Consider the following 14,282-nt stretch of genomic DNA (forward strand, 5'->3'; position numbering starts at 1 on the left):
TTGATCGTCATGGCCGCCCGCAATAGCCCTATAAGGCCCTCAGCGGAATGAGATTGGAACATGCAAGGTCAGTTGACACGTCGAACTGCGCTGGCGTCGGCGGGCGTCGGGGGATTCTCGCTCCTCGCGGGTTGTCCGGACAACGACGATGACGATACCGACGATACTGACGATGACGTAGCGGTGGATGGACTCGACCGCGAGGACTGGGAAGACGTCGAAGAATTCTATTTCGAGGGCCGAATCGAAGCCTGGACGGGTATCGAACCGGGTATCATCGAGGGCGAGGATAATCCGACGATCGGATTGATCGAGGGCCAGGAGTACGACTTCAGGTGGGTGAACGAAGACGGCGTGACCCACAACATGGAGATCCGCGACGAAGACGACGGCATCATCGACGACTACCAGAGCGAAGACGTAAGCGACCAGGGGGAAGAAGCAGACATCGAGGGCGTCGTCGCGACCGAGGAGATGGTCACGTACATCTGCGCGTACCACGAGTCGACGCAAGTCGGGGACATCCAGGTCTTCACCGATTGACCGTGGGGTCCGCGTCTATCGATTCACACGACGGCCGACCCCAACGGCGTCGTTGAACCCGGGAGTCACCGCTGAAATATTCGATTTACGGGACGTAAGACGCGTTTTCGTACCTATGAAACGGTTTCACCGTCGAGGGGACGCTCGGATTTTATTAGCGTGGTCGTGGGCAGAGAGTGGCATGTCTCGTCCACGAGCCTCCAAGGAGATCGGTCACGAGGAGTTCGACCCGATCGGTACGCTCGCGCTGATCGGGTTGTACTTCCTGATCCTCGTGATGCTCTGGCTGTTCACGTACTTCGTCGAGTTCGTCGGGAACGAACCCACGCCGATGCTCTTGGTATGAACATTCACACGTACGAACGGCTGTGGCTGGCCGGCGCGATGGTCCTGATCGTCGGTTTCGTCGCCACCATAACCTACGGATCGGTCGGACTGGGTATCGTGATGATCGGCGACGACGAGGACGTCCTGGCGCCGGGTGAAATCGACGATGACGAACGATTCGCAGACCCCGGCGTCGAGCAGGTCGGCGAGAACGAGTACGAAGCCCACGTCGTCGCGATGACGTTCATCTACCAGCCGGACACGATCGAGATCCCAGCGGGCAACGAAGTGACCTTCTACGTCACCAGCCGCGACGTGATTCACAGCTTCACCGTCGTCGGGACCAACGTGAACACGATGGTCGTCCCCGGAGAGGTGTCGACGATGACCGTCGAGTTCGACGAACCCGGGGAGTACGGCATCCTCTGTAACGAGTACTGCGGGAGCGGTCATCACGACATGGAGGCCGAACTCGTCGTCGTCCCCGAAGACGAGTTCGACCTGACCGAACTCGCGGTCGAGGCGCCCGACGAAGTCGGCCCGGACGACGAAATCGAGCTTTCGACCACCGTCGAAAACGGTCTGCTCGACTCGCTCGATACCACCGTCGAGGTCCAGGTCGGCGACGAGACGATCACGGAGGACCTGACCGTCGACGGGGAGGAGACTGAGGAATTATCCGTCACCGTCGACGCCGGCGACCTCGGCGAGGGTGACCACGACTGGACCGTGACCGTCGACGACCACGAGGAGACCGGGACGGTGACTGTCAGCGATGAGACGAACGATGACGACGCGAACGAGGCGGGCACACCCGCCGGCGGTGCGGCGGTCACCGGCGCATCCGTCGACGTCGCGGGCCCGATGGCCGGAGGTGAGGGCGCGTGAGCGAGCTGTTCGTCGACGAGTATCCGAAGCAGGCCCGCGTCGTCAAGTTCGCGTTTCTCACCTCGTTCGTGGCGCTGGGAGTTGGCGCCGTCTTCGGGTTGATACAGGCGCTCCACCGAACCGACGTGCTCCGGATCGTCGACTCGCCGACCTACTACACCGTGCTGACCGGCCACGGCGTGTTTCTGGTCGTCACGTTCACCATCTTCTTTCTCGTCGGACTGTATCAGTGGGCGGTCACAGACAGCCTCGGACGCGGGCCGGTGAACCCCCGCGTCACCTGGGCGTGGTACGGGCTGATGTCGCTGGGCACGCTCATCACGGCGGTGGCGATTCTCGCGGGATTTCTGGACGATCCGCCGGAAGTGCTGGGTTCCGAACTCAGCGCGGACGTGCTCTTTACGTTCTACGCGCCGTTGCAGGCCAACCCACTGTTCTACGTCGGTCTCGTCGTCTTCGTCGTGGGTACCTGGCTGGCCGGTGCGGACTGGTTTCGCACCTGGTTGGCCTGGAAATCCGACAATCCGGGCGAACGCATCCCGCTGCCGACGTTCATGGTTCTGACGACGATGATCATGTGGTACGTCTCCTCGATCGGCGTCGCCGTCGCCCTTCTGGCGTTCATCATGCCGTGGTCGCTCGGTCTGACCGAAAGTCTCAATCCGACGCTGACGAGAACGCTGTTCTGGTACTTTGGCCACGCGTTCGTCTACTTCTGGCTGCTACCAGCCTACCTCCTCTGGTACATCGTGTTGCCAAAGCTCTCCGGCGGTCGACTGTTCAGCGATCCGCTCGCTCGCGTCGTGTTCATCCTGTTCGTACTACTCTCGACGCCCGTTGGAATACACCACCAGTATCTCGATCCGGGGATCGCGGAGGGCTTTAAGTTCATCGCGATGACGAACACGATGTTCCTGCTGCTGCCGAGTCTGCTCACCGCGTTCACCGTCGTCGCCAGCATGGAACACGGCGCTCGCCAGCGCGGCGGCGAGGGGACCTTCGGCTGGCTTCGCGCGCTCCCGTGGAAGGATCCGGCATTCACCGGGATGGCGCTGGCCGGGTTGGTGTTCGCCTTCGGCGGGTTCACCGGCATCGTCAACGCCGGGATGAACATCAACTATCTCGTCCACAACACGGTCTGGATCCCAGGCCACATCCACACGCAGGTCGGGACGGCCGTCGCGCTCACGTTCATGGCCGGTGCCTACTGGCTCGTCCCGCAGCTGACCGGTAACCGGCTCTGGGGCCGTCAGCTCGCGCTCTTCCAGGTGGTCCTCTGGTTCGTCGGCATCGTGTTCATGACGAATTCGATGTACCGGGCCGGCCTGTTCGGAATGCCCCGCCGCACGGCGGAACCCCAGTACGACTTCGATTACGGCGTCGGCGTCGGCTCGATGGGAGAGCTAAACGCCCAGCTCGCGCTCGGAGGCGTCCTGTTGTTCGTCTCGGGGGCGCTATTCCTTACAATCATGCTCGCGACGGCGATAAACCGCGACGAGACGCCGCTGGTCGACGGAACGATTCCGCCCGCACTCTCCGGACCGGAAGACTCCCCCAGGATCCTCGACAACCTCAAGCTCTGGGTTGGGATCGCGCTCGTCCTGATCGTGATCGCCTACTTCGTCCCGCTGGCCAGCATCATTTCGCGCGGGGGCCTCTTCGGTCCCGACGTCGGGCCGTTCCCGGTGTGGATCGATATCGACTCCTTATTCCGTCTCGCGGCCGAACTCTTCTGGCGTTGACTCCGATGCGCATCTCTCCCCCGAGACTCCTGATCCTGATCGCGTTGTTGCTCGTGGTCCTCATCGAGCTTCGAACCGCCCTGGCGTTCTTCGACGTCGAGATCACGGTGAACCAGCTCGTCGGCCTGGGGGTCGTCACGATGGGCGCACTCCTCATCTGGGCGCTGTGGCCCGCGGATGGTGCATCCGACCCCGAATGAGCGAGCCGACGGCCGTCGAACGACGACCACTGTGCGAACGACGACCGACCTCCCGGCCGACTCGCGTAGTTTCAATAGCTCGCGGCTCGAAGTGCTGAACGTGATCGAGTCCCTCACCCCCAGGCTCGCCGCGGCAGTGGGATTGGTAGCACTCGTTCCCGCGCTGGCGTACGGGCTCGGCCGACCCGGTCTGGGCGGATTCGTATCCGCCGTAAACGTCGTGATCATCTTCGCGTCCCTCTACGTGGCGTTCTCACCGCTCGAGACCGAACACGGTGCCGGCGAAGATCACGCAACTGCATAATCACCGAGCGCATCTCACAACGCGGCAGGCGCCGCCGGACCGATTCGTCATCTCACAGCGGCCTCAGAGCGTGTACTCAACCGCGTACGCCACGTATAGCTGTCCGACTCCGGCAAGCACGATGACGACGCCCGCTGCCCGCTCCAACCGATCTCGGTTGGCGGATACCCAACCACTGCCCGCCGAGAGCCCGGTTCCTGCGGCCACCGTCACCGCGATCATTAGCGCAGAGACGGTGGCGACGTAGGCGCCCACCACGACGAGGCCACCGGTCCCAGACAGGGACAGTCCCAGGCCACCGACGGCGAGAAGGATCGGCGCGACGCAACCGGCAGAGGCGGCCGCGTAGCCCGCGCCGAAGATGCCGAATCCGAGGACTCCCGTGCGGCGCTCGGGGAGCCGGATCGAGAGCGTCGGCGCCCTATCCAGGACGATCAACAACCCGAGGACGATGAGCGCGACCCCGACGACGGGTTCGACGACCCGGAGGGCGTCGGCCGCGAGTTGACCGACGACGAACGTGGCCCCGAGGAAGAGTCCGAGCGTCAAGAGGACGCCCGCACCGGCTGCGAGCCCACGACCTACCGAGCCGGCGAGGGTGGCTTCTCCGTCGGTTCGGCGGACGTAGAAGCCGACGTACCCCGGCAAGAGCGCGTAGGCACACGGCGAGAAGAACGTGAGGATGCCGGCGTAAACGGCGAATCCGACGCCCGCGGCGAGCGAGACGTCGCTCATCGCTGCGCGTCGCGGGCGTTTTCGACCGCGTCGACGAGGTCATCTGTCGTCGAGACGCCCACGTGAGACCACCGCTCGATGCCATCGGCGTCGAAGACGACGGTCGCCGGCACCCCGGGAACGTCGTGGCGGACCTGTAACTCGGCGGTCTCGTCGGATCCCACCGTCCACTCGCCACCACCGTGGGTTCTCCACCACGCTTCGACGTCGGCGGTCGTCACCTGCCCGCCCTCGCCCACCCGCTCTATCGTCACCGAGAGAAACTGTGCGTCGTCGCGAACTCGCTCGCGGGCCTCGGTCACGTCCGCGAGCATTTCGCTACAGGTGCGACACCAGGTTGCGAAGAACGTGACGACCGTGATGTGGCCCTCGAACGGGACGTCGACGGACTCGTCCCGACCCCAGGGAAGATCGAGTGTATCCACCGAAATCGGTTCGTAACCCGATTGTTCACCATCGGCTGAGACACCGTTGCCGTCACGACTGCCGAACGACGGCGGCCCGCGGATGGCGACGACACCGCCGGCTGCAAGCAACCCCAGGCTCGCCGTCCCGGCCAGTGCTTCACGCCGCCTCATTATCCTTCGAGTACCTCGAGTGTGTCCGCCTCGATGTCGGAAACGGAGACGGACGTCGCACTGGGATACGCGCGTTCGACGACGCCCTGCTCGTTTGCGAGCAGGATCAGGTTGAAGTGAGTGAAGGTGTACTCGAGGTCGTCCACGTTGGGCGACTCGAGTCCGCCAGGCGCCGTCCCGTCGTCGTGTGCGTCGTCTTCGTCGCCGTGGTCGTGGCTCGCTCCGTCATCGTGGTCGTGGTCGTCCTCGTCCAGATCGACGCGCTCGATCGGCAACCCGAAGTCCTCCAGTACAACCTGCTCGGCTCGGTCCGGCGTCTCCGGGCGGAGGAAGAACCAGTCGTCGGCCGTCGGATCGATCCCGAAGGCCTCGGCGTGGTCGGCGAGCACGTCGGCCGTGTCACGTTCGGGATCGAACGTGAAGACCAGGAAGGCGACGTCGTCCTCGTGACCGGCTTCGTGAACGGCTGCCCGCACGTGGACGAGACGCTGCAACAAGGCCGGGCACGCTCCGTCGGGACACTTCGTGAAGATGAACGTCGCGACGATCGACCGCTCGTCTCGGAACCGCTCGTCCGTGATTTGCTCGTCCCGAATAGGGTCCGGCACTGCGAAGGACGGTAACTCGGTGCCGTGGATCGGGTGAGAGGGATCGCCTCGGGAGTCCGACGGTTCGCCAAGTACCGTGTCCCCGCCGCGTCCGAGTACATCGAGACACCCAGCAGCGGCCACCAATCCTGTCGCACCCGCGGTAGCGAGGTATTTCCGACGATCCATGGCTGTGGCTCGGGCCCCGTAGAATAAAGGGCTAACTCGTCATTCTCGGCTGCTGGGAACCGTCGCCGAGTACGGGCACGTCGATCGGCGTCAGTCACCGACGATCGATCCGGTGACGCGATCGGTGGCCCGCTCACTCGACGACCCTGACGACCCGAGTCGACCCCGACCGAGGGTCGATGTGGACCCGCCACGGCTCGTCCTCACAGCGGACCGGGACGATCCACGTCGATCGCGTCTGGTGCGGTGCGGAGACCTCCGGTGACTCACAGCCTTCGGCCGAGAGCACGTCGTGTGCGCAAACCGCCGCGTCCTCTTTGGTCTTGATCTCGCTCGGAGTGGGGTTGTATTCGGACATAGCTCTCTGAGTATGCGTTAGTGGGTAACACACAAGAAACGGCCACGTCGTTCCCGACGGGTGGGAACGAGTGTCACTGGAGAGATCACCCCGTTCGACGCTCAACACGGCCTACCCGTGCTTGAACGTCACGCCACCGCCGGTTTTCGGGTACTCCCAGACGACGTTATCGTACGTACAGGCGAACCGACAGCTCGAACACTCGAGACAGTTCTCGTAGGCGATCGTGGGAACGCCGTCGTCGCCCTCGCGCCAGACGTTCGCCGGACACACCTTCACGCAGTCGTTCGTCTCGCAGGTCGCACAGACGTCGGCCACCTTGACGTCCAGGTGCGAGTCACCGGGGTCGTCGTACCTGACGGTGTAGAGTCGGTCTTCGAGCGATTCGTTCTCGACGGGCGGAATCTGCGGTTGGACACTCATCTCAGGTCACCACCTTTCGGTATCGGAACGCCAATTTCGCGGCACCGACCCAGCCACCGACGGCGTCGAGGACGGTGCGTTTCGCGCTCGCTTCGTGGACGCGCTTCGGATCGCGATCCATGCGGAAGTACTCCGTCCCGGCGCTGGCGAACGCCCGGGGGAGCGTCTCGAACAGCAGTTCGCGATCGGCTTCGGCCTTCGTCATCAGCCAGTCGTAGTGTTCTAAGTTCTTCATCACGAACGAATTTTCGAGGGCCGTGGGATACGACGCCAGCGCCCCGGCGTCCGTCCGACCCGCCGCCGCGGCCTCGGCGATCGTTCGACCGGCCTGGTAGCCGCTTTCGACGGCCATGTTCGTTCCCTCTAGGTGGACTCCGTTGTTGAGCACCAGCCCGGCCGCGTCGCCGACGATGGCCGCGCCGTCGTGGACCAGCTCGGGAACGCTCTCTGCGCCGCCCTCGGGGATGGTTTTCGCCGCGTACTCGACGGTTCGAGCGTCGCGGACCAGCGGCGCAACGGCCGGGTGGGTCTTGAACGCGTTCAGCGTCGCTTCCGGCGACTGGTTCGCAGCGACGGCGTCCTCGATTCGGTAGGCGACGCCGACGCTGATCGTGTCCTCGTTGGTGTAGATGAACCCGCCACCGAACGCGTCGCCGACGGCACCCTCCCCGAAGTAGTGATACGAGGCGCCGGCGTCTTCGAGGAGTCGGAACCGATCCTCGATCGCGTCGTCGGTATCGGGGAACTCGAGTACCTCCTTGACGGCGACGGCGACGTTTTCGCGCGTCTCCGTCGACTTGAGGTTCGCCCCCTCGCTCACGAGGGAGTTTCCGCCCTCCGCGAGAACGACGTACGGCGCTCGGATAGTTCCGTCCGGCCGATCGGTCTCGACGCCGACGATGCGCCCGCCGTCGCGGACGAGCCCGGTGACCGTCGTTTCGGTCACGAGCGTCGTTCCCTTCTCGACGGCTTGCTCGGCGAACCACTCGTCGAAGTCGCCCCGGAGCACGGTGTAGGAGTCGTTGTGTGGTTCGGTGTGCCACGCTCCGGGCCGCAGGGAAACGGCGGTCTCGTCGTCCTGGCTGAGCATGCTAAACCGTCGTTCGGAGACGTACCGCTCGAGCGGAGCGGTCTCGAAGTCGGTCAACTCCCGAATCGTCGGAGTGTACAACACCCCACCGAAGACGTTCTTCGCACCGGGCGAGGAACCGCGTTCGATCAACAGCACCTCCAGGTCGCGATCGGCCATCGTCAGGGCCGCGGCGCTACCGGCCAGCCCCGCTCCGACCACGATCGCGTCGAAGTGGTCGTCGTAGTTCGGCTCGGATCTGGTGTCTCGCTCGGCTCTGGTGTCTCTCTCCACATCACGTTCTGGGCTCATGGCTCTACCTCCATCGCTCGCTGATCGGTCAGTCGATCGGCCAGCGCGGGACAGACCTCGAACAGGTCACCCACGATGGCGTAATCTGCGTGCTCGAAGATCGGCGCGTTCGGATCGTCGTTGATCGCGATCACCGTCTCGCTCTTGTTCATCCCCTCGACGTGCTGGATCGCCCCGCTGATACCGACCGCCACGTAGAGATCCGGGCGAACCGTCTTGCCGGTCTGTCCGACCTGTCGAGACCCGTCAATCCAGCCCTCGTCGACCGCCGCCCGACTCGCCGCGAGTTCGGCGTCGAGCGCGTCGGCCAGTTTCAGCGCGGGTTCGAGGTCGCCTTCGATCCCGTGACCGACGGCGACGATCCGGTCGGCCTCCGTAATGTCTGCGGTGTCGCCGACGACGCGTTCGAGTACGTCGCTGATCGCGTCGGATTCGTCGACGACCACGTCGACGTCGACGATCTCGCCCTCACGGTCGGGGTCGCGGCCGGCCGCCTCGAACACGCCGGGTCGAATCGTCGCCATTTGCGGGCGGTGATCTTCACAGAGGATCGTCGCGAGGAGGTCGCCACCGAACGCCGGTCGTCGTGCCTGAAGGATTCCCTCCTCGTCGACGTCGATCTCGGTCACGTCTGCGGTCAATCCGGCGTGGGTCGGCACGGCGACCCGTCCGGCGAAGTCGCGGCCGGTGTGCGTGCCGCCGATGAGGACGATCGAGGGGTTTCGCTCCTCGACCATCGCGCGGAACTGCGCGCCGTACGGATCGGCCCGGTAGGGCTCGAACACGGGGTCGTCCGCGGCCAGCACTCGGTCAGCCCCACGCTCGATCGCTTCGGCCGCGACGTCGTCGACGGCTTCGCCGATCGTGAGCGCGACGAGATCGTCGCCCGTCTTCTCGGTCAGCTTCGCACCCTCCGCCAGCAGCTCCCAGGAGACGGGCATGACCTCGCCGGCGTGCTCCTCGACGAACACCCACACGTCGGCGTAGTCGTCGACGTCGATCGCGTCGGTCATGCGAACACCTCCTCGACGGCCGCGGCGAGATCGTCCACGTCGTCGACCACCTCGCTCTTTCGCTCGACCGGCTGGACGGTCTCCATCGATCCGACCGACGTCGGAGAGACGGCGAGGCCGACCTCGTCTTCGATTTCGAGATCCTCGGCGTCCCAGACGGTCGGTTCGAAGTCGTTCTCGCCGTAGATCTTCCGGTGGAGCGGTGCCGGTCGAGGCGGGAACTCGCCGAAGGCGGCCGCGACGACGACTGGAAGGTCCGCGGCGACGAGTTCGTGGCCGCCCTCGACGTCGCGTCTCGCGACGAGTCGATCCTCGTCGGGCCGAGCGTCGACCGCCTCGGCGTAGGTCAACTGCGCCCACCCGTTGTGGGCGGCGATCCCCGGCGGGACCTGACCGGTCGAAGAGTCCGTCGTCTCCTCGCCACAGAGGACGACGTCGGCTTCGAGCGCCTCGGCCGCCCGGGCGAGCGTCAGGCTCGTCGGCCAGGTGTCGCTGCCCGCGAACGCGCGATCGGAGATCAACACGGCGTCGTCACACCCCATCGCGACGGCCTCCTCGAGGATGCTCGTCGCGTTCGGCGGCCCCATCGACATCGCGTACAATTCGCCGCCGACCTGATCGCGAATCGTGAGCGCCGCCTCCAGGGCGTGCTGATCCGGTCCGTTCATCACCGCGGGCGCACTCGCCCGGTCGAGTCGACCTGTGTCGGGATCGATCCCGACTTCGTCAGCGTCGGGCACCTGTTTCACCCCGACGACGATCGTCCACGTCATGGATTCATCACGGTCGGAGATAGGGGCCCCTGGTCGGTGGGTTAGTACGTCAATTCCTGGAGCCTGGGAAGACCCTGTACAGGTAAGTAACAGTCTCGAGGTGGCCCACAGTATAGGGGCGTATTACGGTGGGGTTCGTAGAGACTATCAACGATCGACTCGGCTGGGTTCTCGGACAGTGGCCAGGTCCGTCCGAAAGTACCGTCTTAGACGCTGAGATCGTTAGCATCACCGTGCTCACAAGTGAACCGATTCGGTGCCAGGATTCGAAGGCCCACGACGCTTTCTTCGTGTAGATGAGTATCCGAGACCATCGCTTGGAACTCTCGTTAGTCGGAGTTCGACATCCAACTCGAAAACGCACCAGACGGTTCACGGTGAGAGAACGGAAAAGCGACACAATCATCGACGGGCCGTCGATCACGACCCACACACCCTGAACTCGGCCAACACCCCCGACACCGAACGATGACGGGTTCCGACGTACGAATCCCAGATACTGGTAGCGTGGTTCGCCTGTTATAGCGGCACGGGTCGGATTTTCACTCGTTATGGCGACCACACTCCAGACGATCGAGGAGGGCCAGACCGGCCATCTCCGGGCGACGTTCGCAGTCGAGCCCGACGAGGCGGTCAACTGTGCGGTGCTTTCTTCAGGCTGTCGCGGTGAAGACGTCGACCAGAACATCATCTTCGATGACGGTCCCCGTGGGCCCGGTGGCCGGTGTCGGTCGGCGGTCACGCTCGAAACCGGCGATCGGCAGTTTCTGGCGAGTGCGGTCGACGAGGGCTGCATCTGTCCAGTGTTCAGTAGCCACGACTGCATCGCATCGATCCAGCGGTTCGAGCCCGGCTCGCTGGAGGTAGACGTGATGGTACCCGATCGCGATGAACTCGAGGCCGTCGTCGTCGCGCTTCGACGAACCGGTGCGACGGTCAGGCTTCGACGGATCGCCACCCGGACCGACGGCGACGCCGACCAGCACCTCGAACTCGAAGTGGAGGGGATCACCGAGAAACAGCGAGAAGCGGTCCTGCTCGCTGTCGACGCGGGATACTACGAGACGCCACGGCAGACCGATCTCGGCGAGCTCGCCGAACGACTCGGCGTCAGCAAGTCAGCAGTCTCCCAGCGGCTCTCGGCGGTCGAATCGAACCTGGTCACTTCGCTGTTCGAGCGCGAGTCGGCCGGCCAGACCGAGCGGTGAGCGTGATAACTCCGACGACAATCGGCCCGCATTTTCTCGAGCAAGCGATTCGTCACGACGCGCTCACCAGTACCTAGTTCGTCGTCGAATACTCACGCCGGTTCGTCGGCGTCGAGTGCTCAATCCGACTCGCCGCCGAGGTCACCGTCATCGGTGTCGTCGGTCGGATTGCTCGCGATTGTCGCCCGTGACGGCGCGCCGTACGCGGCCCACGTTCCGAATGCGAGTCCGAGCGCGCCCGCCGTGACCAGCAGATAGACGCCGAGATACTCGATCCCGAGGACGCCGGGGTTCGTCAGCAGGATGAAGACGTCCACGACCGGTCCGAGGACCGCACCGTCTCCAGTCGCCCAGTCGACGACGACGAGTGCGAGTGGCCCGACTAGTGCCATCACGCCGACTCCCCCCGCTCGCAGTCGAGTAGTCGGAACCGCGAAGCCGACGGTAAAGAGGCCGGCAACGAGCCCTCCGACTAGCGCCCGCTTGCGACCGTATCCCTCGACGACTCCCGGGTCCTCGGCGGTTAGCCACAGGAGAACAATGGCATAGAGCATAGTAACGACAATCGTTACCAGAGCCAGAGCCGCGAGAGCACGGTCCGTCGGCGACCGGCCGCGGACAAGAAACCAGCCGACGCCGAGGGTCACCACGCCGAGTGCGGTGAATGCCGCGTGGAACATCGGGAAGAACCACCAGCCAGTACCGGGGTAAATCGAGAGTGACTCGAAGTATCGAGGGTGGGAAAGGAGCACCACTCCCGCAAGAAGTGCCCCCAGTCCCGCAACGGTCGCCGGGTTGATACGGCTGCGGACGCGCTCGGTCACGAGTCGTTCCCCCGTGAGTCAACCGTTGGGCTAACTGACTCCGGTTCGGTACGACACGTCGCGTCCGAGTCGGCGCTTCTCGTCGGTTCCAGGTCGAACAGTCGTGCCAGCGAGTCACTCGCGGCCGAATCGCTCGGGTCGTCCGTCGAAACGCTGCTTTGCTGCGACTCGGCGACGTACTCGCTCACCCGATCAGTGAGGAGGCTGGCGACCAGCGAGTCGGCCAGTCCCTCGAGCACCCGCCGTTGGTCGGCCGTCAGCTCACACTCGCCCGCCAGTCGCCCCAGGGCGCGCTCGACCGCTTGCTGGGCGGTGCGCTCGGCGCGCTCGTCGATGGCGTCCACCAGCGCCGACGACGATCCGTTCTCCGGCACCGTTCGTGACGCTGTCTCGAGACGGTACTCGATGGCCGCTGCAGACCGACCGACGCCAGCTGACACGCTGTGTTCCCGGAGCGCGTCAGTTGCCCACCTCGGTATCGACGCCTGGACGCACGGCTCGTCGACGGTGCGGTCGGCAACCGCGTCTGACGAGGCCGATCCGTCCATGCGTTACCGCCGTGGATCCTCGCCGATTTCCTTTCCGAGCACCATCGCGGCCATCCGTCGCGGGTTCTCGTGGACGTCCCAGATCGACATCTCGTCGTTCCGGGTCGGGATGTAGCCGCGGTGCTGCTCGCTGACGAGCCAGGTCCAGTCGACCTGGCCGGGGTAGATCAGCGGGATGGTGTAGGTATCGATTTCGTCCCAGTCGGGCTCGCCGTCGACGCGGACCGCCTGGAAGTCGGCGTCGGTGCCCTCTCCGAGTCCGAGTTTGTACGGATAGGCGACCCAGTGCCAGCGGGCGTTGTAGCCGTGGTGGATGGCGGGCATCCAGTCGTAGACCTCGCCCGACTCCAGCTGTTTGGTGTCGGCCGGGTGGTCGGTCTCCAGCTCGCGCCACATCTCGACGGTCCACTCGCCTGCCTCGTCGTCGTGAACGCCCCGGGCGCGCCAGTCGGCTGCGCTTCCCTCCGGTTCCTGGAGCGGCCGTCGCGGGATCGCTGCACCTTCCTGTTCGGCGACCTCGGGGTCGTACTCGACCATCCAGTCCTCGTGGAGGTAGTAGGGGTCGTACTCGCCGAGCCACTCGTCGCGCTCGTCGTAGAAGAGGTCCTGGCGGTAGTCCGCTTCCCGGAGTCGCTCCAGGTCCAGCGCCCCGTCTTCGACGAGTTCGGGGTCGAACATGTACTCGGGACCGTCCTCAGGATCCCAGTCTTGGGTGCCGAACGAGTTGGAGCCGTCGTCGCCGTGGCGGTAGTCGAGGACGTGGTGGTCGGTGCCGTACCCCATCGGATTGCTCCGATGGGCCCGGAACATCGGGAGATCGACGAAGACGCCGTCTTCTTTCAGCCCGTCGAGTTCGTCCTGCGAGCGGACGGCGTCCCAGGGGGTGCTCTCCCACCACTCGCCCTCGCGCGACTGCGGGAGGTACTTGCGGATGTCGTTGCGGCCGAGTCCGTCGTCGCCGAAATGGGGGTCGGCCTCGACCTCGTCGGCGGGTGCCTCCCCGGGAAGGCTCCGGGTCCCCATGTGGACGGTCATCCAGCCGCCGAAGTGCTCGAACCCTTTCACGGAGCCGTCGTCGAGCAAGAACGTGACCCGATCCTCGTAGAAGCCACGGTGGTCGGGGTGGTCACCGTCGGCGACCCACGGATCCGGACTCAGATACTGCGTCCACTCGCCGTCTTCGTAGACGATGTAATCGTGGAGCCAGCCCCCGCGATCCGGCTGTTCCCAGTTGAATCGGATGAATATCTCCTCGTCGTTAAAGGCGACCTGGAAGTTCAGGTTTTTGAGGATCTGTTTCGGGACCCAGTCGAGTTTGAAGCTCTCGATCTCCGAATAGTCGACGTCGCCGCCAGCCGGGTCGTCCGGATCGTCGTCGAACAAACCCATACAGCCCGCACTCGCGCCCATCAGTGCGGTCGCCCCCATCGCCTTCATGAACCGACGGCGCAACGTACCGGGCGTCTCACTCGGTAGCGTCGGTTTCCCCTTCACGAGATCCGAGGCGTCCGACGATTTCAGTGACGACGGATCGACGTCGGTTTCACGCTCAGCCGACCAATTTTGAGACTGCTCTGTCATGGTCGAACGTTGCGACCGTCGGGGGATTCTCGTTGTTCTGGAGTATACAGCGATTTATAACGGGACGTGATCTGGTGCCG

Annotated in this window: 18 protein-coding genes; 7 read left to right on the plus strand and 11 right to left on the minus strand. The window is 64.6% G+C overall.

Translation table 11 applies throughout. The features are described 5' to 3' along the window. Window positions 1–60 precede the first annotated feature (60 nt). The 6 genes from NKH31_RS17240 to NKH31_RS17265 all read left to right on the plus strand — a co-directional run bounded on the left by NKH31_RS17240 (window position 61) and on the right by NKH31_RS17265 (window position 4,004). Window positions 61–543, plus strand: coding sequence for a cupredoxin domain-containing protein (locus NKH31_RS17240; protein WP_254863025.1), 483 nt, complete (start codon window positions 61–63; stop codon window positions 541–543). 181 nt (window positions 544–724) lie between these two features. Beyond that, entirely contained in the window at window positions 725–889 is a 165-nt protein-coding gene (locus NKH31_RS17245; protein ID WP_254863026.1) for a signal peptidase complex subunit 2, read from the plus strand. Next, complete coding sequence (locus tag NKH31_RS17250; RefSeq protein ID WP_254863027.1) at window positions 886–1,758, plus strand: cupredoxin domain-containing protein; 873 nt, start codon at window positions 886–888, stop codon at window positions 1,756–1,758. The genes NKH31_RS17245 and NKH31_RS17250 overlap by 4 nt, the downstream gene beginning before the upstream one ends. Continuing rightward, entirely contained in the window at window positions 1,755–3,500 is a 1,746-nt protein-coding gene (locus tag NKH31_RS17255; protein ID WP_254863028.1) for a b(o/a)3-type cytochrome-c oxidase subunit 1, read from the plus strand. The genes NKH31_RS17250 and NKH31_RS17255 overlap by 4 nt, the downstream gene beginning before the upstream one ends. Before the next feature lie 5 nt (window positions 3,501–3,505). After that, window positions 3,506–3,700, plus strand: a complete 195-nt coding sequence (locus NKH31_RS17260) for a CbaC protein (protein ID WP_254863029.1) — start codon at window positions 3,506–3,508, stop codon at window positions 3,698–3,700. Between the two features lie 31 nt (window positions 3,701–3,731). Beyond that, entirely contained in the window at window positions 3,732–4,004 is a 273-nt protein-coding gene (locus tag NKH31_RS17265) for a DUF8131 family protein (RefSeq protein ID WP_425492279.1), read from the plus strand. A 63-nt stretch (window positions 4,005–4,067) separates the two neighbouring features. On the opposite strand, the gene NKH31_RS17270 is transcribed toward NKH31_RS17265, so the two are convergent. The 8 genes from NKH31_RS17270 to NKH31_RS17305 form a co-directional block, all read right to left on the minus strand. Further along, on the minus strand, window positions 4,068–4,739 hold the full coding sequence (locus tag NKH31_RS17270; RefSeq protein WP_254863030.1) for a cytochrome c biogenesis protein CcdA: 672 nt from the start codon (window positions 4,737–4,739) through the stop codon (window positions 4,068–4,070). After that, the gene (locus tag NKH31_RS17275) at window positions 4,736–5,317 is read right to left on the minus strand and encodes a TlpA family protein disulfide reductase (protein WP_254863031.1); all 582 of its coding nucleotides are present in this window, start codon (window positions 5,315–5,317) and stop codon (window positions 4,736–4,738) included. Before NKH31_RS17275 ends, NKH31_RS17270 begins: the two co-directional genes overlap by 4 nt. Continuing rightward, entirely contained in the window at window positions 5,317–6,093 is a 777-nt protein-coding gene (locus NKH31_RS17280; RefSeq protein ID WP_254863032.1) for an SCO family protein, read from the minus strand. The genes NKH31_RS17275 and NKH31_RS17280 overlap by 1 nt, the downstream gene beginning before the upstream one ends. A gap of 133 nt (window positions 6,094–6,226) precedes the next feature. Further along, window positions 6,227–6,451: a hypothetical protein gene (locus NKH31_RS17285; protein ID WP_254863033.1), complete on the minus strand. Its 225-nt coding sequence runs from the start codon at window positions 6,449–6,451 to the stop codon at window positions 6,227–6,229. 111 nt (window positions 6,452–6,562) lie between these two features. Continuing rightward, on the minus strand, window positions 6,563–6,874 hold the full coding sequence (locus tag NKH31_RS17290; protein WP_254863034.1) for a ferredoxin family protein: 312 nt from the start codon (window positions 6,872–6,874) through the stop codon (window positions 6,563–6,565). Window position 6,875: 1 nt separating this feature from the next. Then, entirely contained in the window at window positions 6,876–8,255 is a 1,380-nt protein-coding gene (locus NKH31_RS17295) for an FAD-dependent oxidoreductase (RefSeq protein WP_254863035.1), read from the minus strand. Continuing rightward, window positions 8,252–9,268 (minus strand): electron transfer flavoprotein subunit alpha/FixB family protein, encoded by a 1,017-nt coding sequence (locus NKH31_RS17300; protein ID WP_254863036.1) that lies wholly within the window; start codon window positions 9,266–9,268, stop codon window positions 8,252–8,254. Before NKH31_RS17300 ends, NKH31_RS17295 begins: the two co-directional genes overlap by 4 nt. Then, entirely contained in the window at window positions 9,265–10,041 is a 777-nt protein-coding gene (locus NKH31_RS17305) for an electron transfer flavoprotein subunit beta/FixA family protein (RefSeq protein WP_254863037.1), read from the minus strand. Before NKH31_RS17305 ends, NKH31_RS17300 begins: the two co-directional genes overlap by 4 nt. Before the next feature lie 551 nt (window positions 10,042–10,592). Here NKH31_RS17305 and NKH31_RS17310 point away from each other — a divergent pair. Further along, window positions 10,593–11,249 carry a helix-turn-helix domain-containing protein gene (locus NKH31_RS17310; protein ID WP_254863038.1) on the plus strand — a complete coding sequence of 219 codons (657 nt, stop codon included), beginning with the start codon at window positions 10,593–10,595 and terminating at the stop codon, window positions 11,247–11,249. Between the two features lie 119 nt (window positions 11,250–11,368). On the opposite strand, the gene NKH31_RS17315 is transcribed toward NKH31_RS17310, so the two are convergent. From NKH31_RS17315 to NKH31_RS17325, 3 genes are all read right to left on the minus strand, one after another. After that, window positions 11,369–11,929, minus strand: coding sequence for a hypothetical protein (locus NKH31_RS17315; RefSeq protein ID WP_254863039.1), 561 nt, complete (start codon window positions 11,927–11,929; stop codon window positions 11,369–11,371). Window positions 11,930–12,069: 140 nt separating this feature from the next. Then, entirely contained in the window at window positions 12,070–12,621 is a 552-nt protein-coding gene (locus NKH31_RS17320; RefSeq protein WP_254863040.1) for a hypothetical protein, read from the minus strand. A 3-nt stretch (window positions 12,622–12,624) separates the two neighbouring features. Next, the gene (locus NKH31_RS17325; RefSeq protein ID WP_254863041.1) at window positions 12,625–14,202 is read right to left on the minus strand and encodes an ethylbenzene dehydrogenase-related protein; all 1,578 of its coding nucleotides are present in this window, start codon (window positions 14,200–14,202) and stop codon (window positions 12,625–12,627) included. Window positions 14,203–14,282: the final 80 nt, after the last annotated feature.

Origin of the sequence: Halovivax gelatinilyticus (genome assembly GCF_024300625.1) — an archaeon.
Classification (GTDB): domain Archaea; phylum Halobacteriota; class Halobacteria; order Halobacteriales; family Natrialbaceae; genus Halovivax; species Halovivax gelatinilyticus.